The sequence below is a fragment of the Massilia sp. X63 genome (assembly GCF_041023745.1).
Classification (GTDB): Bacteria; Pseudomonadota; Gammaproteobacteria; order Burkholderiales; family Burkholderiaceae_D; genus Telluria.
This window is the reverse complement of record NZ_JBFTEF010000003.1, coordinates 144506-166251: the sequence shown is the minus strand read 5'-3', so window position 1 is coordinate 166251 and position 21746 is coordinate 144506. Positions and strand designations below refer to the sequence as shown.

Annotated in this window: 22 protein-coding genes; 15 read left to right on the top strand and 7 right to left on the bottom strand. The window is 68.1% G+C overall.

What is annotated here, in order from left to right; translation table 11 throughout:
- Window positions 1-6 precede the first annotated feature (6 nt).
- The gene (locus tag AB3347_RS07805; RefSeq protein ID WP_369091221.1) at window positions 7-354 is read left to right on the top strand and encodes a YnfA family protein; all 348 of its coding nucleotides are present in this window, start codon (window positions 7-9) and stop codon (window positions 352-354) included.
- Window positions 355-358: 4 nt separating this feature from the next.
- Here the strand turns inward: AB3347_RS07805 and AB3347_RS07800 are convergent, their stop codons facing one another.
- Entirely contained in the window at window positions 359-3058 is a 2700-nt protein-coding gene (locus AB3347_RS07800) for a PAS domain-containing protein (RefSeq protein WP_369091220.1), read from the bottom strand.
- A gap of 159 nt (window positions 3059-3217) precedes the next feature.
- Here AB3347_RS07800 and AB3347_RS07795 point away from each other — a divergent pair, with 159 nt between their 5' ends.
- From AB3347_RS07795 to AB3347_RS07785, 3 genes are all read left to right on the top strand, one after another.
- Window positions 3218-5476, top strand: a complete 2259-nt coding sequence (locus AB3347_RS07795) for a PhoX family phosphatase (protein WP_369091219.1) — start codon at window positions 3218-3220, stop codon at window positions 5474-5476.
- Window positions 5477-5613: 137 nt separating this feature from the next.
- Window positions 5614-6066: a hypothetical protein gene (locus tag AB3347_RS07790; RefSeq protein ID WP_369091218.1), complete on the top strand. Its 453-nt coding sequence runs from the start codon at window positions 5614-5616 to the stop codon at window positions 6064-6066.
- A gap of 113 nt (window positions 6067-6179) precedes the next feature.
- Window positions 6180-7241: an NAD(P)H-dependent flavin oxidoreductase gene (locus tag AB3347_RS07785; protein ID WP_369091217.1), complete on the top strand. Its 1062-nt coding sequence runs from the start codon at window positions 6180-6182 to the stop codon at window positions 7239-7241.
- On the opposite strand, the gene AB3347_RS07780 is transcribed toward AB3347_RS07785, so the two are convergent.
- Entirely contained in the window at window positions 7238-8140 is a 903-nt protein-coding gene (locus tag AB3347_RS07780; protein ID WP_369091216.1) for a LysR family transcriptional regulator, read from the bottom strand. The two genes, AB3347_RS07785 and AB3347_RS07780, sit on opposite strands and share 4 nt — an antisense overlap.
- 102 nt (window positions 8141-8242) lie before the next feature.
- Between AB3347_RS07780 and AB3347_RS07775 the strand changes: the two genes are divergently transcribed.
- Together AB3347_RS07775 and nfsB are read left to right on the top strand one after the other, a co-directional pair.
- Entirely contained in the window at window positions 8243-9250 is a 1008-nt protein-coding gene (locus AB3347_RS07775; RefSeq protein WP_369091215.1) for a zinc-binding alcohol dehydrogenase family protein, read from the top strand.
- Between the two features lie 22 nt (window positions 9251-9272).
- Window positions 9273-9926, top strand: coding sequence for an oxygen-insensitive NAD(P)H nitroreductase (gene nfsB, locus AB3347_RS07770; RefSeq protein ID WP_369091214.1), 654 nt, complete (start codon window positions 9273-9275; stop codon window positions 9924-9926).
- On the opposite strand, the gene AB3347_RS07765 is transcribed toward nfsB, so the two are convergent.
- Window positions 9913-10605, bottom strand: coding sequence for a DUF6624 domain-containing protein (locus AB3347_RS07765; RefSeq protein WP_369091213.1), 693 nt, complete (start codon window positions 10603-10605; stop codon window positions 9913-9915). The genes nfsB and AB3347_RS07765 overlap by 14 nt on opposite strands.
- A gap of 197 nt (window positions 10606-10802) precedes the next feature.
- Between AB3347_RS07765 and AB3347_RS07760 the strand changes: the two genes are divergently transcribed.
- From AB3347_RS07760 to AB3347_RS07750, 3 genes are read left to right on the top strand one after another with little or no spacing between them, the layout of a single operon-like run.
- Window positions 10803-11393 (top strand): histidine phosphatase family protein, encoded by a 591-nt coding sequence (locus AB3347_RS07760; RefSeq protein ID WP_369091212.1) that lies wholly within the window; start codon window positions 10803-10805, stop codon window positions 11391-11393.
- A 48-nt stretch (window positions 11394-11441) separates the two neighbouring features.
- Window positions 11442-12125 carry an SOS response-associated peptidase gene (locus AB3347_RS07755; protein WP_369091211.1) on the top strand — a complete coding sequence of 228 codons (684 nt, stop codon included), beginning with the start codon at window positions 11442-11444 and terminating at the stop codon, window positions 12123-12125.
- Between the two features lie 49 nt (window positions 12126-12174).
- A complete protein-coding gene (locus AB3347_RS07750; RefSeq protein ID WP_369091210.1) occupies window positions 12175-12945 on the top strand; it encodes a glutaminyl-peptide cyclotransferase in 771 nt (256 codons plus the stop codon).
- A gap of 20 nt (window positions 12946-12965) precedes the next feature.
- On the opposite strand, the gene AB3347_RS07745 is transcribed toward AB3347_RS07750, so the two are convergent.
- From AB3347_RS07745 to AB3347_RS07735, 3 genes are read right to left on the bottom strand one after another with little or no spacing between them, the layout of a single operon-like run.
- A complete protein-coding gene (locus AB3347_RS07745) occupies window positions 12966-13994 on the bottom strand; it encodes an NAD(P)-dependent alcohol dehydrogenase (protein WP_369091209.1) in 1029 nt (342 codons plus the stop codon).
- Window positions 13995-14032: 38 nt separating this feature from the next.
- Window positions 14033-14497 (bottom strand): DUF2269 family protein, encoded by a 465-nt coding sequence (locus AB3347_RS07740; RefSeq protein WP_369091208.1) that lies wholly within the window; start codon window positions 14495-14497, stop codon window positions 14033-14035.
- A 3-nt stretch (window positions 14498-14500) separates the two neighbouring features.
- On the bottom strand, window positions 14501-15799 hold the full coding sequence (locus AB3347_RS07735) for an SDR family oxidoreductase (protein WP_369091207.1): 1299 nt from the start codon (window positions 15797-15799) through the stop codon (window positions 14501-14503).
- A 52-nt stretch (window positions 15800-15851) separates the two neighbouring features.
- On the opposite strand from AB3347_RS07735, the gene AB3347_RS07730 reads away from it, so the two are divergent.
- A complete protein-coding gene (locus tag AB3347_RS07730; RefSeq protein WP_369091206.1) occupies window positions 15852-16325 on the top strand; it encodes a hypothetical protein in 474 nt (157 codons plus the stop codon).
- Between the two features lie 45 nt (window positions 16326-16370).
- The gene (locus AB3347_RS07725) at window positions 16371-16859 is read left to right on the top strand and encodes a hypothetical protein (protein WP_369091205.1); all 489 of its coding nucleotides are present in this window, start codon (window positions 16371-16373) and stop codon (window positions 16857-16859) included.
- A 54-nt stretch (window positions 16860-16913) separates the two neighbouring features.
- On the opposite strand, the gene AB3347_RS07720 is transcribed toward AB3347_RS07725, so the two are convergent.
- On the bottom strand, window positions 16914-17849 hold the full coding sequence (locus AB3347_RS07720; protein WP_369091204.1) for a DUF808 domain-containing protein: 936 nt from the start codon (window positions 17847-17849) through the stop codon (window positions 16914-16916).
- 198 nt (window positions 17850-18047) lie between these two features.
- Between AB3347_RS07720 and AB3347_RS07715 the strand changes: the two genes are divergently transcribed.
- The 4 genes from AB3347_RS07715 to AB3347_RS07700 all read left to right on the top strand — a co-directional run bounded on the left by AB3347_RS07715 (window position 18048) and on the right by AB3347_RS07700 (window position 21643).
- A complete protein-coding gene (locus tag AB3347_RS07715) occupies window positions 18048-18257 on the top strand; it encodes a BrnA antitoxin family protein (protein ID WP_369091203.1) in 210 nt (69 codons plus the stop codon).
- A 208-nt stretch (window positions 18258-18465) separates the two neighbouring features.
- A complete protein-coding gene (locus tag AB3347_RS07710) occupies window positions 18466-18750 on the top strand; it encodes an HU family DNA-binding protein (protein ID WP_027864703.1) in 285 nt (94 codons plus the stop codon).
- Window positions 18751-18865: 115 nt separating this feature from the next.
- A complete protein-coding gene (locus tag AB3347_RS07705) occupies window positions 18866-19516 on the top strand; it encodes a LysE family transporter (RefSeq protein ID WP_369091202.1) in 651 nt (216 codons plus the stop codon).
- Between the two features lie 123 nt (window positions 19517-19639).
- A complete protein-coding gene (locus AB3347_RS07700) occupies window positions 19640-21643 on the top strand; it encodes a DUF6600 domain-containing protein (protein ID WP_369091201.1) in 2004 nt (667 codons plus the stop codon).
- Window positions 21644-21746: the final 103 nt, after the last annotated feature.

Sequence of the window (21746 nt, the reverse complement as noted above, 5' to 3'; positions counted from 1 at the left end):
TCCGCGATGTCCCTCGATCTGTTTTCCCTCGGCCGCATGGCCGGCCTGTTCTTCGTTACCGCCATCGCCGAGCTGCTCGGCTGCTACCTGCCGCTGCTGTGGCTGACGGGTAAAGGGTCGGCCTGGCTGCTGCTGCCGGCGGCGCTCAGCCTGGTGGCCTTCGTCTGGCTGCTGACCCTGCATCCGGCCGCCAGCGGCCGCGTCTACGCCAGCTACGGGGCCGTGTACATCGCCACCGCGCTGGCCTGGTTGTGGGTGGTGGACGGCATCAAGCCGCTGTGGAGCGACTACGCCGGCGTGGCGCTGGCCCTGCTGGGGGCGGCTTGCATCGCGCTGGGACAGCGCCAGGCCTGACTCCTCAGCCTGCGAGCCTGGCCAGCAGTTCCTGCACCACGTCCAGCTGCACCGGCTTGGTCAGGTGCTGGTCGAAGCCGGCCTCGCTCGACTTGCGGCGGTCGCTCTCCGCGCCCCAGCCGGTCAGCGCCACCAGGACGATGTCTTCCAGCCCTGCCGTCTGGCGCATCGCGCGCGCGGTGTCGTAGCCGTCCATGCCGGGCATGCCGATGTCGAGGAAGGCCACCTGCGGCCGGAAGGCCTGCGCCGTCGCCAGCGCCTGCATGCCGTCGTGCGCCACCCGGGTCTGGTAGCCGCAGGCCTCCAGGATCATCGACAGCGTGGCCGCCGCATCGACGTTGTCGTCCACGACCAGGATCCGGGCGTCTTCCGCAGGCTGCCCGGCGCCGTCGGCCGGCACCGGCGCCGCGGCGTCCTGCGCCGCGCCGGCCAGCGGCAGGCGCACGGTGAACACGCTGCCCTGCTGCGGTCCGGCGCTCTCGGCCGCCACCGTCCCGCCATGCATGTCGACCAGGCGGCGCACCAGCGACAGGCCGATCCCGAGCCCGCCCTGCGCGCGTTCCAGGTGGTGCCCGACCTGGCTGAACATCTCGAATACCGAGACCAGCGCGTCCTGCGGAATGCCGATGCCGTTGTCCGAGACCACGATCACCGCCTCCTGCCCGTCCACCCGCAGCGACAGGCCGATGCGCCCGCCCGCCGGCGTGTACTTGGCCGCGTTGTTGAGCAGGTTGGCGACGACCTGGGCGATGCGGGTGACGTCGACCTCGGCCGGCACCTCGCATTCCGGCACGTCCACCGACAGCGCATGGCGCCCGCCCTCGATCAGCGGCAGGCTGGTCTCGACGGCGCTCGACAGCACCGTGCGCAGGTCGGCGCGTTCCTTCTTGAGTTCTAGCTTGCCGCCGCTGATGCGGGCCACGTCGAGCAGGTCGTCGATCAGGTGCACCATGTGGCTGACCTGGCGCTCCATCATCGCGCGCACCCGCGCCACCGAAGCCGCATCGTCGCCCTTCAGGCGCATGACGGACAGGCCGCTGCGGATCGGCGCCAGCGGGTTGCGCAGCTCGTGCGCCAGCGTGGCCAGGAACTCGGTCTTGCGCCGGTCGGCTTCGGCCAGGTCCCTGGCCAGCTTGATCAGGGTTTCTTCCGACTGCTTGCGTTCGGTGATGTCGCTGAACAGCAGTGCGACCCGGTGGCTGCCCGGTCCGCCCAGTCGGGTGGCGTAGACGTCGAACCAGCGCCCCATGGACGGCGCCTCGTTCTCGAAGCGCACCGGCTCGCCCGTCTTGGCGACCCGGCCATAGGTCTCGAACCAGAAGCCGTCGAGGTTCGGGATCAGCTCCCTGGCGGTCTTGCCCACCGCGTCGCGCAGGCCGGTATGCGCCTCGAACATCGGATTCATCTCGAGGAAGCGGTAGTCCACCGGGCGGTCCTGCTCGTCGAACAGCATCTCGAAGATGCAGAAGCCCTGGTCGACCGACTCGAACAGGGTGCGGTAGCGTTCCTCGCTGGCGCGCAGCTTCTCGGCGGCGCGCCTGCTGTCGGTGGTGTCGACCACGATCGCCACCAGCCCCTGGAACTCGCCGTCCGGGCCGCGCAGCGCGTTGACGCTGCTGGTGGCCGGCAGGCGGCTGCCGTCGCGGCGCAGGTATTCCTTGTCGATGACGACGCCGGCTTCGCCCTCGCGCAGGCGGCGCACCGCCTCCAGCGTGACCGGCATCGAATCCGGGGCGGTCACGCCGAGCACGCTGCTGCCCAGCAGTTCCGCCTCGCTGCGGCCCACCATGTCGCAGTAGCGCTGGTTGACCAGGGTGATGCGGCCTTCCGGGTCCATCTGCACCACGCCGGTGGCGGCCTGGCTGACGATCTTCTGGAAGCGTTCGCGGCTCTCGTACAGCTCGCGTTCCGCCAGCTTGCGGTCGGTGACGTCGATGCCGTGCACCAGGATGCCGGTCACCCGGCCGTCGGGGTCGCGCAGCGGCATGTAGACCTGGTCGACGAAGCGCCGCTCCAGCGGAGCGCCGGGCTGGCGCTGCAGCATCACCGCCATGTCGGTGCCGGACACCGGCTCGCCGCTGCGGTATACCTCGTCCAGCATTTCGATGAAGCCCTGGCCGGCGATCTCCGGCAGCGCCACCCGCAGCGGCAGGCCCACCGAGGTGCGGCCGCCGACCAGCTGCAGGTAACGCTCGTTGACCATCTCGAACATGTGGTCGGGACCGGTGAACACGCACATGAAGGCCGGCGCCTGGCGGAACACATCTTTCATTCGCTGGTTGGCCGCGCGCAGCTCGCGCATCAGGCGTTCGCGCTCGGCTTCGGTGCTGACCTGGTCGGTGATGTCGCGCGAGGAGGCCAGCAGGCCGTCCGCGCCGGCCCGGCTGACGGTGACGTCCCACCACTTGGGCGTGCCGCACGCGGTCGGGCAGGGGGCGCGCAGGCGGCCGATGCCATTGGCGCGGGCATCGGCCATCGCCGCCTCGACCGCGGCGCGGTGTTCTTCGGGCCACAGGGCGGCCCAGGGCCGGCCGAGGACCGCGTCGATGCTGTCGAGTTCCAGGGCACGCATGCCGTTGCCGTTCAAGGCAAGGATGTGCCCCCCGGCGTCGAGCAATTTGACGCAATCCTGGCTGGCTTCGAAGAGTTGCTGGCCGAGCGTGGCCGGGTCGAGCGCGTGCGCGGCGCCGCTGGTGTCCTGCATGGGAAATCCTTGTTGGGTCTGGGCAGTATATCTGTATGCAATTCCACATGTCGCCAAATTCGGCAATTTGTCACACAACTGTTATCGAATCGTCACAGTCTCGTCATCTATGCTCCCTACCATGCATGGACTTTTCCTCACTACCAACAGGATTAACCCGTGAACAAGCCGACCGACCTCGCCCGCATCCCTGTCGACCATGACGACATCGATACGAACGTTTCGTCGAACGAACATTTCAGCACCGTTCTCGAAGCCCGTCTGAGCCGCCGCAGCCTGCTGCGCGGCGGCGCCGCCGGTGCCGCTTCCGCCCTGCTGGGGGCCATCGGCCTGAGCGGCTGCGGCGGCTCGGACAACGACACCGTCCCGGTCGCGCCGACCCCGCCGACCGGCACCACGCCGCCGGCGGACAAGCTGCTCGGCTTCACCGCCGTGTCCAAGAGCCTGGCGGACAGCGTGGTGGTCCCGGCCGGCTACACCGCCTCGGTCCTGTACGCGCTGGGCGATCCGCTCACCGCCGGCACCGCCGCGTTCAAGAACGACGGCACCGACGGCGACATGGAGAACCGCGCCGGCGACCACCACGACGGCATGGAGTTCTTCCCGCTCTCCGCCGGCGGCGCCCCGTCGACCACGGCCAACGACCGCGGCCTGCTGGCGATGAACCACGAAGCCACCACCGACGAGAAGCTGTCCTCGTTCTTCGTGCACGCCAACGGCGGCACCATGAGCCTGCCGCGTCCGGCCGCCGAGGTGGACAAGGAAATGGCGCTGCACGGCTTGTCGGTGGTCGAGGTGCGCAGGAACGGCGCCAAATGGGAATACCTGAAGGACTCCGGCTTCAACCGCCGCGTCCACCAGCAGACCGAGGTCGAGCTCTCCGGCCCGGTGCGCGGCAATGCGCTGGTGGTGACCAAATACTCGACCGGCGGCGCCAAGGTCCGCGGCACCCTGAACAACTGCGGCACCGGCAAGACCCCGTGGAACACCTACCTGTCGGGCGAAGAGAACTGGTCGGGCTACTTCACCCGCGCCGCCGGCGACGACGCGGCGCGCGGCGACAAGAGCGTGGTCTCGCTCCAGCGCTACGGCCGCAACCAGGGCGCCAGCTCGCGCCACGGCTGGGAAACCGGCGGCACCGACGACAAGTACCAGCGCTGGGACATCAGCAAGAAGGGCGCCTCGATCGACGGCAGCGACGACTACCGCAACGAGATGAACGGCATGGGCTATATCGTCGAGATGGACGCCTACGACAAGACCAGGGCGATCAAGAAGCGCACCGCGCTGGGCCGCTATGCCCACGAGAGCGCCGCTTTCGGCAAGGTGATCGCGGGCCAGCCGCTGGCCGTGTACATGGGCGACGACTCGCGCAACGAATACATCTTCAAGTACGTGTCGAACGCGGTCTGGGCCGCTGCCGACGCTACCCCGGCGGACCGGATCGCCACCGGCGACAAGTACCTCGACAACGGCAAGCTGTACGTCGCGAAATTCGCCGCCGACGGCTCCGGACAGTGGATCGAGCTGTCGATCGCCAATCCGCTGATCGCTGCCTATGCCGGCTACAAGTTCGCCGACCAGGCCGACGTGCTGGTGAATGCGCGCCTGGCCGGCGACGCCGTCGGCGCGACCAGGATGGATCGCCCGGAATGGTGCTCGGTGCACCCGACCACCGGCGAGGTCTACTTCTCGCTGACCAACAACAGCAACCGCCGCGCCGAGCCGAGCGGATCGAGCCAGGCCGCGCCGGACGCCGCCAACCCGCGCGCCTACACCGACCTGAAGGGAAGCAGCACGCAGCAGGGCAACGTGAACGGCCACATCATCCGCGTCAAGGAAGGCGCCGCGGGTTCGGCCGCAACCAGCTTCACCTGGGACGTCTACCTGTTCGGCGCCGAAGCCGGCGCCGCCGCCGCCACCGTGAACCTGTCCGGCCTGAGCGCCGACCAGGACTTCTCGAGCCCGGACGGCCTGGCCTTCAGCACCGCCACCGGCATCTGCTGGATCCAGACCGACGACGGCGCCTATACCGACGTCACCAACTGCATGATGCTGGCCGGCGTGCCGGGCCAGGTGGGCGACGGCAGGAAAGTCACCCTGAACTATCCGCGCGCCAACGGCACCAGCCTGAGCGTGGACACCTATGTCGGCAAGGCTGCCAGCGCCGATACGCTCAAGCGCTTCCTGGTCGGCCCGGTCGGCAGCGAGATCACCGGCATCGCCGAAACCCCGGACGGGAAGGCGCTGTTCGTGAACATCCAGCACCCGGGCGAAAACACCCTGTCCGCCAACATCGGCGATCCGGCCAAGTACACCAGCCAGTGGCCGGCCAACGCCGGCTACGGCGCCGGCAAGCGTCCGCGTTCGGCCACCATCGTCATCACCAAGAACGACGGCGGCAGGATCGGTACCTGATCGCCGAATCCCCTTCACCGTTCTCCCGTTTGGGGCTGGATGCGCAGGCATCCGGCCCTTTTTTCGTCCATCGCAAGGACTGTGAAAGCAATGCATGCCAGCATCGTGGATGCGTCATTCAGCCGCAGGAGCATGCCATGCCGACCGTTACCCTCTCCACCTACCTCCGCATCACGCGCGCCAGTGCCCTGTTCGACATCATCATCGTCATGCCCTTCGCCACCCCATGGAGTTTCCTGCTGATGTATCCGAAACTCAGCGGGCTCAATCTCTGGATGGGCGGAACCATGCTGCCGCCGTTTGCCGCCATCCACGTCCTGATCAGCTGCCTGATGGGCAGCCTGGTCCTGCTGTGGTCCGTGCGGCGCCTGCTGGAGCCGAGCCTGGCCCTCGGGCGCTACGACGGCGCCGGCCGCTTCCTGTTCGCGACCTGGATGCTGTGGGCGCTGCTCGAAGGCGGCATGCCCGTGGTCTGGCTGTTCCTGGTACCGGAACTGCTGTGGGGCGCGGCCCAGTGGTGGCCGGTGGCGCCGTCGCGCAAGGCCCAGCGCGCCAACAAGGCCGGCCTGAAACTGGTGCGCATGTCCTGAGGGCGCCGTGCTGCGGGCAGCGGCCGTGTGCCGCCCTGCCTGCCCGTGTGCGCAGCACGAGCGCCCCGCTCTGGCTATACTCATGATTGGACCTGACCCAACGGAGCGCAATCATGAGCCACGACCTGTTGTCGACACTGGACATCCGCCACCCCATCATCCAGGCCCCGATGGCGGGCGTCTCGACCCCGGCGCTGGCCGCCGCCGTCTCGGAAGCCGGCGGGCTGGGCTCGGTCGCCCTGGGTACCTCGACCGTGCAGCAGGCGCGCGCGGCCATCGCGGCGGTGCGCGACAAGACCAGCCGTCCGTTCAACGTCAATGTGTTTGCCCACCGGCCGGCCCAGGCCGACCCGGCGCGCGAGGCCGCCTGGCTGGACTGGCTGCGGCCGCACTTCGCACGCTTCGGCGCCGAACCGCCCGCCGGCTTGAGCGAAATCTATCGCAGCTTCCTGGACGACCAGCCGATGTTCGACCTGCTGCTGGAACTGCGTCCCGCCGTGGTCAGTTTTCACTTCGGCCTGCCGCCGCAGGACAGGATCGATGCGCTGAAGGCGGCCGGCATCGTGCTGTTCACCACCGCGACCTCGCTCGACGAGGCGATGCAGATCGAGGCGGCCGGCATCGACGCGATCGTCGCCCAGGGCATCGAGGCCGGCGGGCACCGCGGCATCTTCGACCCCTTCGCGCCCGATCCTGCACTGCCCACCTTCGAACTGCTGGAGCAGTTGCGCGGCAAGGTCTCGCTGCCGCTGATCGCCGCCGGCGGCATCATGGACGGAAGACACATCCGCACCGCGTTCTACCACGGCGCCGGCGCGGTCCAGATGGGTAGCGCCTTCATCGCCTGCCCGGAATCGATGGCCCCGCCGCACCACCGCGCGCTGATCGCCCAGGGCGGCGAGCTGCAGACCGAAATCAGCGCCGTCATCTCGGGGCGGCCCGCGCGCGGCATCGTCAACAAGCTGTTTTCCGAGGTCGGCGCATCCGGCCACCCGCCGCTGCCGGATTACCCGATCGCCTACGACGCCGCCAAGGCCTTGCACGCGGTGGCATCCGCCAAGGGCAGCCAGGATTATTCGGTGAATTGGGGCGGCACCAATTTCGCCCAGGCGCGCGCCATGCCGGCCGGCGCGCTGGTGGCCCTGCTGGCGCAGGAAATGAACGAAACCGTTTAAGCGCGCGCCAGCGGACGGCAGCGCTCTTCCACCAGCGCGTGCAGCAGCTTCACGGCCGGCGAGAACTGCCTGCGGTGCGGGCAGACCAGGTGCAACGGGGTCGGCTCGCCGGGCACCTCGGGCAGCAGCACTTCCAGCCGTTTGTCGGCGACGTCCTGGCTCACGTCCAGCCAGGATTTATAGGCGATGCCTTCGCCGGCCAGCGCCCAGCGCCGCACCACTTCGGCGTCGTCGCTCACCAGCCGTCCCGCCACCTGCACCAGGCGCGCGCCCTCTGCCGTCGGGAAGGACCAGCGGTCGTAGGTGCGGCCGCGCAGGCGGTATTGCAGGCAGTTGTGGTCGATTAGCGCGTCCAGCGTGGCCGGGCGTCCGTGGCGGGCGATGTAGCCGGGCGCGGCCACCAGCACGCGGCGGTTGTCCGGCGCGACCGGCAGCGCGACGTAGCTGGCGTCGTCGATCTGGCCGTAGCGCAGGGCGATATCGACCGGGTCGCGGAACACGTCCGCCACCTGGTCCGATACCAGCAGCTGGATATCCAGCCCCGGATGGGCGCGGCGGAATTCCGAGATCCACGGCAGCAGCAGGTTGCGCCCGAAGTCCGACGGCGCCGCGATCTGCAGCGTGCCGGTCAGGCAGTTCAGGTCGCCGCGGATGCCCTCGGCGCCGTCGCGCAGGGCCTGCAGCGCATCCTGGGCAAACGGGAGATAACGCTTGCCCTCTTCCGTCAGGCGCAGGCTGCGCGTCGAGCGCGCGAACAGGCGGATGTCGAGCTCGCGCTCGAGGCGACCGATCGCCGCGCTGGCCTGGCCGGGCAGCAGGTTGATCTCGCGTGCGGCCTTCGAAAAGCTGCCAAGGGCAGCCGTCCTGACGAACAGCGACAGGTCGTCTAACCTGATCATTTTCTCTCCAGCTGTGAAAGTGAAATCGCTCCAGCCGGGTTTTTCCGCACCAGGCTGCTAAGTAGAATGGGCGCCAGGATCAAAACTTACCGGAGATTCAACATGAAAGCAGTAGTGTATACCCAGCACGGCCTGCCCATTGCCGACCCCCAGTCGCTGCAGGAGATCGAGCTGCCGATGCCCCTGGCGGGCCCGCACGACCTGCTGGTGGAAGTGCGCGCCGTCTCGGTCAACCCGGTGGATACCAAGATCCGCCTCGGCGCACCAGTCACGGAGCCGCGCGTGCTCGGCTGGGATGCGAGCGGCATCGTGCGCGCGGTCGGCAGCAATGTCAGCCTGTTCAAGGAAGGCGACGAAGTGTTCTATGCCGGTTCGCTGCTGCGCCCGGGCTCGAACAGCGAATTCCAGGCGGTGGACGAGCGCATCGTCGGCCGTAAACCGGCCACGCTCGACTTTGCCCAGTCTGCCGCCCTGCCCCTGACCGCGATCACGGCCTGGGAACTGCTGTTCGACCGCCTGCGCATGGCCGAGGGTGGCGGCGCCGGCAAGTCGCTGCTGGTGATCGGTGCGGCCGGTGGCGTCGGCTCGATCCTGGTCCAGCTGGCGCGCAAGCTCACCGCCCTGACCGTGATCGGCACCGCCTCGCGCGACGAAACGCGCGACTGGGTGCGCGAACTCGGCGCCCACCACGTCGTCGACCACGCGCAGCCGCTGCGCCCGCAGCTCGAAGCGCTTGGTTTCCCGGCGGTGGACATCGTCATCAGCCTGACCCACACCGACAAGCACTATGACGCCATCGTCGACGTGTTGGCGCCGCAGGGCCAGTTCGCCCTGATCGACGACCCGGCCACGCTGGATGCCGTGCCGCTCAAGCGCAAGTCGATCTCGCTGCACTGGGAGCTGATGTTCACGCGCTCGATGTTCGAGACGCCGGACATGATCAAGCAGCACAAGCTCCTGAACCTCGTCGCGCAGATGGTCGACGAAGGCAGCCTGCGTACCACCCTGGGCCAGCACTTCGGCAGCATCTCGGCCGAGAACCTGCGCCGCGCCCATGCACTGATCGAAAGCGGCCGCGCAGTCGGCAAGATCGTGCTCGAACATTTTTAAGCCAACAAAGGAAACACAGAAGATGGATATTCTCGCAGCAGCCCGCAAACGCCATACCGCCAAGGCCTATGACAGCGCACGCCGCGTTCCCGACGAACTGATGCAGCAGGTGTACAGCCTGCTGCGCCACAGCCCCTCGTCGGTGAACTCGCAGCCCTGGCACTTCATCGTCGCCAGCACGCCGGAAGGCAAGGCGCGCGTGGCCAAGGCGGCGCAGGGCGGCTACGGCTACAACACGGCCAAGATCGTCGACGCCTCGCACGTGATCGTGTTCTGCTCGCGCATCGACATGGACGACGCCCACCTCGAGCGCCTGCTGGCCCAGGAAGCGCGCGACGGACGCTTCCGCGACGATGCCGCCCGTGCCGGACAGGACGCCGGCCGGCGCGGCTACGTGCGCACGCACCGCTACACCACGCGCGACATGCCGCAATGGCTGGAAAAGCAGGTCTACCTGGCGCTCGGCACCGCCCTGCTGGGCGCGGCCTCGCTCGGCATCGACGCCACCCCGATGGAAGGCTTCGACCAGAAGATCCTGGACGAGGAATTCGGCCTGCACCAGCAGGGCCTGGCCAGCGTGGTGCTGGCGAGCTTCGGCTACCACGCCGAGACCGACTTCAATGCCGGCCTGCCGAAATCGCGTCTGCCGGAAGAGCTGACCTTTACTTTCGTTTGACGTCGGCGGTCTGCTTGCCCTGCCCGAGCGGCGGGGCATAGTGATAGTCCGAGGGATGCTGCGGCGGAACCGGGCAACGCTGCATCGCCAGCACGCTGCGCCGGTAGTCATCCAGCGGCGCCATCCCGAGCTGCGCGCGGCGCGCCTCGACCTTCGTGCGGTCGTCCATGGGGTCGAACGCGAGGGCACAATACTGGCGCGTTGGGGCCGACAGCTGCGTGCCGTAATGTTGCGGGCGCTTTTCCATGACCGCGATGCGGTCGTACAGATAGGCGTAGGACTGGTCGGGGCCGTCGCCGCCCGCGGCAGCGCCCTGCGCGACCAGCGCCAGCACCTGCTTCTGGAACGCCAGGTCACGGTCCGCATGCTGGACCACCAGCCAGGCATCCTTGACCGCCTGCGCGCCATGCGTAGCGCTCGACGGCCAGCCGCAGCGCCCCAGCAGGCCCTTCAGGCGCTCCGTGTTGGTGCGGTCGACCAGCATGATATGGCTGGACAGCCTGCGCTGCGGCGCGCTGTCAGGGTCGAGGTAATCGATGCCCCTGCGCAGCGCCTGGTCTGCCGTGGCCATGGCCGTCAGCTCGGCGGCATAGTCGTCGCACGGTTCCGTGGCCGCGGCAATGGCAGGGTGGGCCAGGCAGGCCGCGAGCAGTGCGGCAGGCAGGTGGGTGCGGTGCATGTCGTCTCCTGGTGTCTGCAGGCAGTGTAGCGATGCATGGCGCACCGGTCCATGCCAGGCGCATGGAAGGCTTAGGGCAAGCTTATGGCAGGGTCTTCTCCCTGTATACCGACTCCAGCCGGGTGCTGTCCCCTGCCGTGCGCTCGTCCATCTTCCCCGGCAGGATAATGCCCGCAGGCCGATCCGGGGAGGCATGCATGCGACGACGAGGCTTTCTGGCGGCAATCGCCCTGCTGGCGAGCGGTCCCCTGCCGGCGGCCGACAGCGGCCTGTGGCAGCGCCTGCAGGACGGCGGCTACGTGCTGCTGATCCGGCATGCGGCCACCGATCCCGGCATCGGCGATCCACCCGGCTTCCGTCTCGGCGCGTGCGCCACCCAGCGCAACCTGTCCGCACAGGGCAAGCGCGATGCGCTCGCGATCGGCGCCGCTTTCCGCGAGCGCGGCATTCCGCTCGGTCCGGTGCTGTCGAGCCGCTGGTGCCGCTGCCTCGATACTGCCCGCCTCGCCTTCGGCCGGGTGGAAGAAGCGCCGATGCTCGACTCCATGTTCCGCGACAGCGCGCCCGCCGGCCGCGCCAAGCTACGCGAGGTGCTGGACCGGGTGGCCGCCTTCAGGCGCGACAGTGAAGCGCGCAAGACCAGCCTGGTGCTGGTGACGCACGACGTCAACATCCGGGCACTGGTCGGCGAATACCTGGCGCAGGGCGAGATCGTGGTCGCGCGCCCGGGGCCGGACCGGCTGGATGTGGTCGGCAGGCTGCGTGCACAGGCAACAGGCGTAGAATGAAGGCGCCTGCTGGCCTATTGCCGGCAGTTGGACTATGCTGGCCTGATCATGTGCGTCAACTACCACACCCCCACTCGCGAGCAGTTCGGCACCCTGGGCGCCTTCAGCGAACTGCCGGCCGACTGGCGCTGGCCGGACGAAGTCTGGAAGGACTATAGCGCGCCGATCATCCGCCGCGGCCGCGACGGCAGCCCCTCGGCCTGCCTGGCCAGCTACGGCATGGTGCCGCGCCGCCACATCCCGCCCGGCGTCAAGCCGTTCGATACCATGAACGCGCGCGCCGAATCGCTGGGCGAGCGGCGTTCCTTCGCCCCGGCCTGGCGCCGCCTGCAGCTGTGCGCGGTGCCGATGACCTGGTTCTACGAGCCCTGCTACGAAAGCGGCCGCGCGGTGCGCCACGCGATCGGCATGCACGACGACAGCCCTTTCCTGGTCGCCGGCCTGTGGCGCGAGTGGACCGAGGCCGACGGCCGGGTCGAATCGGCGTTCACCCAGATCACCATCAACGCCGACACGCACCCGCTGATGTCGCGCATGCACAAGCCGGACGACGAAAAGCGCTCGCTGGTCATCATCGCACCGGACGAACTCGAGGACTGGCTGGCCTGCCGCGACCTCGAGACGGCGCGCAGCTTCCTGCGCCACTATCCGGCCGCGCGCATGAAGACCTGGGCCGCGCCGCAGACCGTGAAAAAGAACCCGGCGCCGTCGCCGAATTTGTCCTTGTTCTGATGGGCGGGCCACGCCGGCCCGTGCGCGATCGTGCTAGAGTTTCAGCACCATGCTGAAACCACTCGCCACCTTTGCCGCCACCGCCGTCATTGCCGGCGCCGCCCATGCCGCCGTTCCCGTCTATGGCTTCGTCGTCAAGAACACCTACCCGCACGACCCGAAAGCCTTCACCCAGGGCCTGTTCTTCCGCGACGGCCACCTGTTCGAGACCACGGGCCGCAACGGTACGTCCTGGCTGCGCCGGGTGGACCTTGCCAGCGGCAAGGTGCTGCAGCAGGCCGCCATGCCGGCGGACGTGTTCGGCGAGGGTTCGACGCCGGTCGGCAACGACATCGTCGCCCTCACCTGGACGTCGCAGGTCGGCTATGTGTTCGACCGCAAGAGCTTCAAGCTGAAGCACACCTTCAAGTACGTCGGCGAAGGCTGGGGCCTGGCCAGCGACGCGAAGCAGGTGTACATGAGCGACGGCAGCTCCTTCATCCGCATCCTGGAACCCAAGACCTTCAAGGAGCTGCGCCGCATCCAGGTGACGCACCAGGGCAAGCCGATCGCCCAGCTCAACGAGCTCGAGATGGTCGAGGGCGAGCTGTTCTCGAACATATGGGGCACCGACCTGATCGTGCGCATCGATCCCGCCAACGGCAACGTGAAAGGCGTGATCAACCTGGAGGGCCTGCTGCCGCCCGCGCAGCGCGGCACCCCCGACCCGGACGCGGTCCTGAACGGCATCGCCTGGGACAGCAAGGGCAAGCGCCTGTTCGTCACCGGCAAGCTGTGGCCCAGGTTGTACGAGATCGAACTGGTGCCGCAGAAGCGCTGAGCAGCGCCCAGCGGTCCTGCTCAGTGATCCTGGCTGGTGACGTCGATCACCACCTTGCCGAAGTGCGAGCCCGATTCCATGTAGCGGTAGGCGTCCTGGGCTTGCCAGAACGGGAACACGCGGTCGATGACGGGCTTGAGGCCGGTGGTATCGGCAAAGCGCATCACGTCCTCCAGCATGGACCGGCTACCCACGAAGATGCCGACCATGCGCTTGGCGGTGGCCAGCAGCGAGGCGGGGTTCACCTCTCCGCCAAAGCCGCTGACGCCGCCGATGATCGCCACCGTGCCGCCCATCGCGGCCGCCGACACCGAGCGGTTCACGGTCCCCTTGCCGCCCACTTCCAGCACCACGTTGGCGCCCCTGCCGTGCGTGAGGGCCAGCACTTCCTCGTGCCATTCGAGAATCGCCTTGTAGTTGATGGTGTGGTGGGCGCCGAGCGCGCGGGCGCGCTGCAGCTTCTCGTCGCTCGATGAGGTGATGATGGTGCGCAGGCCCGCCGCCTTCGCCAATTGCAGGCCCAGCACCGAGACCCCGCCGGTGCCCAGCAGCAGCACGGTGTCGCCCGGCTTGAGCTGGTTGCTGGACACGAAGATTGCGTTCCACGCGGTGACGCCGGCGCAGGGCATGGTGGAGGCTTCGACGAAGCTCAGGGATGCCGGAATCTTTGCCAGCGTGTCTTCGTGCAGCACCACTTCCTCGGCCAGCATGCCGTCGATGTCGCCGCCCAGCGCATGGCGGATCTTCTCGGGCGAGGTCATGCCGTCGTGCCAGTAGGGGAAGAAGGACCCGGCCACGCGGTCGCCCACCTGCACCCGCGTGACGCCCGGCCCGACTGCCAGCACTTCGCCGGCGCCGTCCGAGCAGGGAATGATGGGGTCGTCTACGGTGACGAGGTAGTTGCCGCTGGCGACCATCAGGTCGCGGTAGTTGAGCGACACCGCGTGCACGCGGATGCGCACCTCGCCGTGGCCGAGGTCGCGGTCGGGGTAGTCGATGCACTGCAGCCCGTCGATGTTCGAGCCGGGAAGAATCTGGTATGCCCGCATGGGAATCTCCTTGAAGTCAGGCGGTGTTGTGCATCCGGTCACATCGGCTTGGCCACCATCAGCCAGAAGATCACCACGAAGGCGATGAATGCCGGCACGCCGAGCGTGATCCAGATGCGGAAGTAGCGCCAGTACTGCGGCGTGAGTTCGGTGCCGGTGCGGGCCGCCTCCTGGGCGATGTCGCGCATGCGTATCTGCAGCCACACCACCGGCAACCAGCAGGCGCCGGCCAGCACATACAAGGCGATCGACCACATGATCCACTTGCTGTGCAGCGGGTAGCCCGCCAGGTGGATCAGGTAGAAGCCGGTCGCCGGCTGGGCGATGGCGGTGGTCGCCGTGAACAGCCAGTCGGCGACCACCACGTACTTGGCCACCACGGCGATCGCGCGTACGTCGCGGCTGACGTTCGCGAACAGCATGTACCAGGCCGAGCCGATGCCGGTGCCGAACAGGAAGGTCGACGACAGGATGTGCAGCCACTTGATGACGACGTATTCCATTTTTTACTGTTTCTCGAGTTCGTAGAGCAGCCAGATGGCGGCCAGCATGGGCAGGTTCTTGGTGAGCGGCCCGTAGGGGTGCAGCAGGAACTCCGGCAGCTTGATGGCGATGACGACCGTGTAGAAGCCGATCAGGCCGAGCTGCGCCAGCCACAGCCAGCGCCGCCTCTCGAGGAACAGGATGCCGAGGCCCAGCGCCAGGTCGAAGGTCGCGGCGCCGTACAGCATCAGCGGCTGCAGCGCGGGCGGAATGCCGCTGCGCCCCAGCAGTTGGTAGCTGGCTTCGGCCGGGTACAGGCCGTAGGAGACGATGGCGGTGACGATCCACACCGCCGCGATGGAGAGGCGCAGGATGGGCAGCAGCCAGCCCAGCCTGGCCTGGGTGCCTTCGGCACGCGGATCGCGGATGAACTCTTTCACAGGGCGCGGCGGGTGGCCGAGCAGCCGGGTGGTCATGGCGGGGTCGCCGGCGTTGCCGCGATCGAGCATGCGCAGCGCCTCCTCGTCGAGCAGTCCGCCCGGCAGCACCCGTCCGCACTTCGCCATCAGGCGCGCCAGCGCCCCGGGCAGCGGCAGTACCGCCTGATGTCCCATTCCCATGGCCGTGCGCAGCGCCTGCAGGTAGTCGGTGAAGGGCATCGCCTGCGGCCCGACCAGCGGCACGCGCAGCGCACTCCCGGCCCCCGGGGGCAGCGGCAGGCGATGCTTGAGCAGGCCGACAATGGCCGCCACCAGGTCGTCGATGTGGATCGGCTGCACCAGCTGCGGCGCGCTGCCGAAGCGCAGCGTGAGCGGCATGCTGGCCAGCATGCGGAACACCTTGGCGCTGGCGCCTTCGCCGCCATACACCAGCGAAGGCTGGACGATGTAGGCGCGCACCGGCAACGAGGCCAGGTAGTCGTCGGCCGCCTTCTTGGACAGGTGGTAGCGGGTGTCGGCGTCGCGGTCCGCCCCCAGGGCCGACAGCTGGATCACCATCTGCACCTGGTGCGATTCGGCGCAGGCGGCGAACAGCGCACGCGGGGTGTCGGTATGCAGGCGGTCGAAGGTCTGGCTGCCGGATTCGCGGAAGATGCCGACGGTATTGATCACCACGTCGACGCCGCCGATCTCGTTCATGCGCGCCAGCCAGACCGATTTATCGGTATCTTGGGCGAAGTCCGCATGGATGTAGGCAAGGCGTGGATCCGGACTGGTTCGGGGCCGGCGCAGCGCACCAACCACGTGGTGCCCCTCGGCCAGCAATGCCTGCAACAGGTGTTGCCCGATGAAACCGCTGGCTCCCGTCAGCAAGATCCGCATCCATGCTTCCTTTCACGCTTGTTCAGCTCAACCAGTCAACCAGGAGGACCATATGCAAACGCAAGCCTGGAACTCGGCACTACAACGCGGCCTCATCGGCGGCGCCACGTCCAGCATCCTGTCGACGGTTGCCCTGGCGGCACTCGGCAGGAAGGAAGTCGGCAGCGCCTTCGCTCCCACCAATGCGGTCAGCCACTGGATCTATGGCGACAAGGCGGCGCGCCACAGCGGCCCGTCGATGCGCTACACGATACCGGGCTACCTGATCCACCATGCCAGCGCCACCTTCTGGTCGATCCTGTTCGAACGCTTCGCGGGCAGGTATCTCGACCGCAAGACGCCGGTGGGCATGCTGACCGCATCGGCGGCCACCGCCGCCTTTGCCTGTTTCGCCGACTACAAGCTGACCCCCAAGCGCTTCCAGCCGGGCTATGAAAAACACCTGTCGACACCGTCGCTGGCGATCGTGTATGCCGGCTTCGCACTGGGGCTGGCCGCGGGCGCCGCGCTAATCCGTCGCAATTAGTCTAGAGCAGACAGAAAAAACGTGCCGCCCTATGTCTATCCGTTAATGGCACACGGCATCATCGGCTTGCTGGACGTGGTCATCAACCACGCATGGCTGTCGAAGCTGCCGTCGCGACGCGAGTGCCTGGCCGAAGAGCGCCTGCACAGCACGCGCGAATTCCTGTTCGCGGCGCTGTTCGCCTCGCTCGCCTGGACCGAGTGGCACGGGGCGTTCGTGTGGTGGATCGTGGCGCTGCTCGGCGCCGAACTGCTGGTGTCGGCGCGCGACGTGGTGGTGGAAGGCGAGGTACGGCTACTGCCGCCCAGCGAGCGCTTCCTGCATCTGTTCCTCTTCATGAACCTGGGCGTCATGTACACGCTGACCGGACAGGCGCTGCTGGCGTGGCACGCACTTCCGGCCGGGCTGGCGCCGGCCGACCACGGCTGGGCCAGCTGGGTGCTGAGTGCGATGGCGCTGGGCGCCCTTGCCTGGAGCGTGCGCTATGCCCGCGCCTCGCTGCGGCTCGGACGCATGGAGCCGGCACCGGCTTGATGCCGGCAACAAGACAAGACAGCTTGGCTGCAGCCCGTTGCGGTGGCCGGTAGCTCAGTGCTCGTTCTTGCCGCGCAGGCGCTGCACCACGGTGACGACCGCCAGCACGAGGGCGCCGACCACCACGCCGGCCAGCGCATCGACCACCGTCGGGGTGATCGCCGCCAGCACGCCGCCGATGCCCGGCACGCCTGCGGTCATGTGCGCCGCGCTTTCCGAGAAGTGGTGCAGCGGGGCCCAGGCGTGGGCGATGATGCCGCCGCCGACCATGAACATGGCCGCGGTCCCGACCACCGACAGGAACTTCATCAGGCGCGGCGCGGCGGCGAGCAGCAGCTTGCCGGTGCCGCGCGCCAGGCCGTTGGCCTTCTGGCTCAGGTAGAGTCCGGCGTCATCCATCTTGACGATGCCGGCCACCAGGCCATAGACGCCGAGCGTCATCGCGATCGCGATCGCGACCAGTACCATGACCTGCTGGCTGAACGGCGCGTTTTCCACCGTGCCGAGCGCAATCACGATGATTTCCGCCGACAGGATGAAGTCGGTGCGCACGGCGCCATTGATCTTTTCCTTCTCCAGCGCGCACATGTCGGTGTCGGTCGCAGCCAGGTTGGCGACGTGTTCGGCCTTGTGCTGCGCGTCCTCTTCCTTGCTGTGCAGGAATTTGTGCGCCAGCTTTTCGAAACCCTCGAAGCACAGGAAGGCGCCACCGATCACCAGCAGCGGGGTGATCAGCCAGGGAACGAAGGCCGAGATCGCCAAGGCCGCCGGCACCAGGATCGCCTTGTTCTTGAGCGAACCCTTGGCCACCGCCCATACCACCGGCAGTTCGCGGTCGGCATTCACGCCCGTCACCTGCTGGGCATTGAGCGCCAGGTCATCCCCCAGCACGCCGGCAGTCTTCTTGGCCGCCACCTTGCTCATCACGGAAACGTCGTCGAGGACGGAGGCGATATCGTCCAGTAATGCCAGCAAACTGCCTGCAGCCATTGGTCATACTCCAATCATGTCAAGTTAGCCACATCTTACCCGAGGTCCGGAAGCCGGGCACACGGTTCAGCGCGGCTTTTTGCATTCCAGTCGTGTAAATCTGCATCTCGTCGCTTTTGCCGGGTATGCCGGCATGCGCATACGTATAGTGCAGTCTGTTGGCTGCGGTACAGCAGCCTCGCTACCGAAGGAGATGCCATGAATACCGAATCGACCCTGCAAGCTGCCCCCGTGCGCCGCGCGCGCCCGCCGAAACGCAAGACCCGCATCACGATCTACCTCGACGACGAAGTCCTGAACGAATTCCGCAACCTGTCGGAGCGCTGCGGTACGGGTTACCAGACCCTGATCAACGCCGCCCTGCGTCATCGCCTGGCCGCCCCGGGCGTCGAAAGCAGCCTGGTCTAAGAGCACCTGGCAATTCCCCCGATCGCTGCGTTGCATCGCCTCGCCGTACTAGCGTACTGTTTTCGCGGTCCGCCGCTGCGGCGATGCGCATTGCCCTCGGGGTTTTGCCCGGCGCCCCAAGCTTTCCTCGCATTTCCCTCTGGGGCGGGATTACATAGAGCAATTTATTTGTGCTAATCTTCCCGCTCTTTTAACCCCGGAGGGACTTATGAAAAAAGGCGAACTGATCGCGGAATTCGCGAAGCGTACCGAGATGTCGGGTGCGGCTGCCAACACCGCCGTCAACACGATCATCGAGATCATCACCGAGCGCCTCAAAAAGGGTGACACGGTCGGTATCACCGGCTTCGGTACTTTCTCGGTCACCAAGCGCGCTGCGCGCAAGGGCCGCAACCCGGCAACCGGCGATGTCATCAAGATCGCAGCATCGAAGACCCCGCGCTTCGCTGCCGGCGCGACGCTGAAAGCAGCCGTCAACCCAAAGAAGAAGTAAGCAGTACCCAGGCCCCGCGCCGCGCTCCGGACGCAAGTACTTGCCCGGACGCGCGCGCCGGTCCGTTTTGCGTGACCCTCCTCCCCCTTCCCTTCATTTTCCATTCCCCAGCAGCATGAGCTTCGCCACCTGGATCGCCTTCGTCATCGCCGGTTCGCTGATCGCCATTTCGCCCGGCTCCGGCGCCGTGCTGTCGATGTCGCACGGCCTCGCCTACGGCATCAGGAAGGCCAGCGCCACCGTGCTCGGCCTGCAGTTCGGCCTGATCCTGGTGCTGGTGATCGCCGGCGCCGGCGTGGGATCGCTGCTGCTGGCGTCCTCGCTGGCCTTCGCCATCGTGAAGACCATCGGCGCCCTGTACCTGATCTATCTCGGCATCGCCCAGTGGCGCGCCAAGGCGGAACCGGCCGCCGACGCCGGCGCCTTGAGCACCGCCGGCCTGCCCGCGCACCCGAGCTTCGGCAAGCGCGTGATGACCGGCTTCCTCACCAACGCCACCAACCCCAAGGGCATCATCTTCATGGTCGCGGTACTGCCGCAGTTCATCGCCAAGGAAGCGCCGCTGCTGCCGCAACTGGCCATCCTGGGCGTGACCATGGTGACCATCGACTCGATCGTGATGCACGGCTATGCCGCGCTGGCTTCGTCGATGCAGCGCTTCTTCCGCGACGTGCGCGCCGTGAAGATCCAGAACCGCCTGTTCGGCGCCGTGCTGGTGCTGATGGGGTCGCTGCTGTTCCTGGTGGAGCCTGGCCGCCGCGCCTGAGCACGATGTGTCTGTTGTGTCCGTTACAACAGCTTTGAAACTTTCTGTAAGTTGGGTATTCCCTGCAGGCACTCGTGCGTTGTAATGACGTTGCCGTCCTTCGTCCCACCTAGCGGAGTTTCCATGAACAAGCGATTCGCCAAGACTGCCGTGATGCTCGCGCTCACGGCCTTATCCACTGTCGCCCTGGCGCAAGATACGCTGGACACCGAGCCGCCGGGACGGGTCGGCCGCGTCTCGCTTGCTCAAGGCAAGGTCAGCATCAGCGGCGACGTGGGCGAATCCGCCAGCGACGCCCTGGTGAACTGGCCGGTCACCACCCGCAACCTGATCACCACCGCGCCGAACGGCCGCACCGAGGTGCGCATCGGCTCGACCGCGATCCGCATCGACGGCGACAGCTCGCTCGAAGTGACGGAACTCGACGACGACAGCCTGCGCCTGCGCCTGCACTACGGCAGCGCCAGCATCCGCATCCTGAGCGAGGAGGTGCTGCGCGAGTTCGAACTGAGCACGCCGCAGGGCCGCGTGCGCATGCTGAAACCGGGCCGCCTGCGGGTAGACGCCGAGCGCGTGCGCGACACCAGCGTGGTGAGCGTGTTCGACGGCGAAGCCCAGGTCGACGGCGGCGGCGCCAGCCTGACCATCCGCGCCGGCCGCAGCGCCGAGCTGCGCGACGACGACGTGCGCACCCTGCAGGCGCGCCGCGACGCCTTCGACGACTGGTCGCTGGCGCGCGACCGGCTGAACGACGGCGCGCGTTCGGCGCAGTACGTCACCACCGAGATGACCGGCTACGAGGAACTGGACCGCCATGGCATCTGGCAGGAAGACCTCGAATACGGCCCGCTGTGGATCCCGACGGTGTCCTCGAGCTGGGTGCCCTACCGCGACGGCCGCTGGACCTGGATCGCCCCCTGGGGCTGGACCTGGGTCGACAACGCGCCCTGGGGCTATGCGCCCTTCCACTACGGCCGCTGGGTGCACGTGAAGAACCGCTGGGCCTGGGCTCCGGGCCACAGGGAATACGATGGCCGCCGTCCGGTATGGTCGCCGGCGCTGGTGGGCTGGGTCGGCGGCAGCGGCTGGAGCGTCAACTTCAGCCAGTACGGTTCGCGTCCGGCCACCGGCTGGTACCCGCTCGGCCCGCGCGACCACTACGTGCCGCACTACCGCCTGTCGGACGAGCGCCTGCGCCGCCTGAACAGCTGGAGCTGGCGTGATCGCAACCATGACCGTGACCGCGACGGCAGGCCGGACTACCGTCGCGACGGCCTGACCGTGGTCCCGCACGCGAACTTCGGCCAGCGTGGCCCGGTCGTGGTGCCGAACGTGCCGCGCGCCACCCCGCCACAGGCCTGGCCGACCACGCCGGGCGCCACACCGCCGCCCCCGCAGGGTTGGCGCGAGCGCGGCGCACGTCGCGACAGCGACCGTGACGGCATCCCGGACCGCCTCGACCGCATCGGCGGGCCGCGCGACCGCGACGGCGACGGCATCCCGAACCGGGTCGACCGTAACGACGGACTGCGCGAGCGCGACAACGACGGCATCCGCAACCGGTTTGATCGCATCGGCGGATCGCGCGACCGCGACCGCGACGGCATCCCGGACCGGGTCGATCGCGACGGCGGCTGGGGCCGCGGCCAGCGCCCGCCGGTGCTGAGCACCGACCCGGCGCCGCGTCCGCCGGTGGCGGCCGTGCCGGCCCCCACGCCGGGCCAGCAGCCCTTCCAGCCGGGCGCCATCACGACCTCGCCGCCGCCGGCGCCGGCCGTGGTGCAGCAACCGGCCCGTCCGCCAGCCTGGGGACGCGGCGGACGCGACGAGGAACGTGCCGAGCGCTGGGAGCGCGGCGACCGCGGCGATCGTGGTGAGCGCGGTGAGCGTTTCGAGGGCCGCCGCGAGCGTCCGCAAGCGATGGCGTCGACGCCGCAGCCGACCATGCAGGTGTCTCCGCCCCCGGCCGCGCCTGCGCCGCCGCCCCAGGCCTTCGCGCCGCCGCCGCGCGTGATGGCGCCGCCGCCGCCGGCAGCCACCCCGTCCGCCCCGCCGCCGGGACGCGGCCGGGCCGAGCGCCGGGCCGAGAGCCTGGACAACGAGCGCCCCAACGAACGGGTCCGTTGAGCGCAAGAGCCGGATGCCGCATCCGGCTCTTTTTTCATCGGCACGGCGGCACCGCCTGCTCCGCCGTTTGGGTCGCTTGTCGCGCCAAACTGCCGTTCGTCAC

Coding starts and splice junctions, on each gene's coding strand:
- AB3347_RS07805 (WP_369091221.1), top strand. CDS start 7: ATGTCCCTCGATCTGTTTTCCCTCGGCCGCATGGCCGGCCTGTTCTTC.
- AB3347_RS07800 (WP_369091220.1), bottom strand. CDS start 3,058: ATGCAGGACACCAGCGGCGCCGCGCACGCGCTCGACCCGGCCACGCTC.
- AB3347_RS07790 (WP_369091218.1), top strand. CDS start 5,614: ATGCCGACCGTTACCCTCTCCACCTACCTCCGCATCACGCGCGCCAGT.
- AB3347_RS07785 (WP_369091217.1), top strand. CDS start 6,180: ATGAGCCACGACCTGTTGTCGACACTGGACATCCGCCACCCCATCATC.
- AB3347_RS07780 (WP_369091216.1), bottom strand. CDS start 8,140: ATGATCAGGTTAGACGACCTGTCGCTGTTCGTCAGGACGGCTGCCCTT.
- AB3347_RS07775 (WP_369091215.1), top strand. CDS start 8,243: ATGAAAGCAGTAGTGTATACCCAGCACGGCCTGCCCATTGCCGACCCC.
- nfsB (WP_369091214.1), top strand. CDS start 9,273: ATGGATATTCTCGCAGCAGCCCGCAAACGCCATACCGCCAAGGCCTAT.
- AB3347_RS07765 (WP_369091213.1), bottom strand. CDS start 10,605: ATGCACCGCACCCACCTGCCTGCCGCACTGCTCGCGGCCTGCCTGGCC.
- AB3347_RS07760 (WP_369091212.1), top strand. CDS start 10,803: ATGCGACGACGAGGCTTTCTGGCGGCAATCGCCCTGCTGGCGAGCGGT.
- AB3347_RS07755 (WP_369091211.1), top strand. CDS start 11,442: ATGTGCGTCAACTACCACACCCCCACTCGCGAGCAGTTCGGCACCCTG.
- AB3347_RS07750 (WP_369091210.1), top strand. CDS start 12,175: ATGCTGAAACCACTCGCCACCTTTGCCGCCACCGCCGTCATTGCCGGC.
- AB3347_RS07745 (WP_369091209.1), bottom strand. CDS start 13,994: ATGCGGGCATACCAGATTCTTCCCGGCTCGAACATCGACGGGCTGCAG.
- AB3347_RS07740 (WP_369091208.1), bottom strand. CDS start 14,497: ATGGAATACGTCGTCATCAAGTGGCTGCACATCCTGTCGTCGACCTTC.
- AB3347_RS07735 (WP_369091207.1), bottom strand. CDS start 15,799: ATGCGGATCTTGCTGACGGGAGCCAGCGGTTTCATCGGGCAACACCTG.
- AB3347_RS07730 (WP_369091206.1), top strand. CDS start 15,852: ATGCAAACGCAAGCCTGGAACTCGGCACTACAACGCGGCCTCATCGGC.
- AB3347_RS07725 (WP_369091205.1), top strand. CDS start 16,371: ATGGCACACGGCATCATCGGCTTGCTGGACGTGGTCATCAACCACGCA.
- AB3347_RS07720 (WP_369091204.1), bottom strand. CDS start 17,849: ATGGCTGCAGGCAGTTTGCTGGCATTACTGGACGATATCGCCTCCGTC.
- AB3347_RS07715 (WP_369091203.1), top strand. CDS start 18,048: ATGAATACCGAATCGACCCTGCAAGCTGCCCCCGTGCGCCGCGCGCGC.
- AB3347_RS07710 (WP_027864703.1), top strand. CDS start 18,466: ATGAAAAAAGGCGAACTGATCGCGGAATTCGCGAAGCGTACCGAGATG.
- AB3347_RS07705 (WP_369091202.1), top strand. CDS start 18,866: ATGAGCTTCGCCACCTGGATCGCCTTCGTCATCGCCGGTTCGCTGATC.
- AB3347_RS07700 (WP_369091201.1), top strand. CDS start 19,640: ATGAACAAGCGATTCGCCAAGACTGCCGTGATGCTCGCGCTCACGGCC.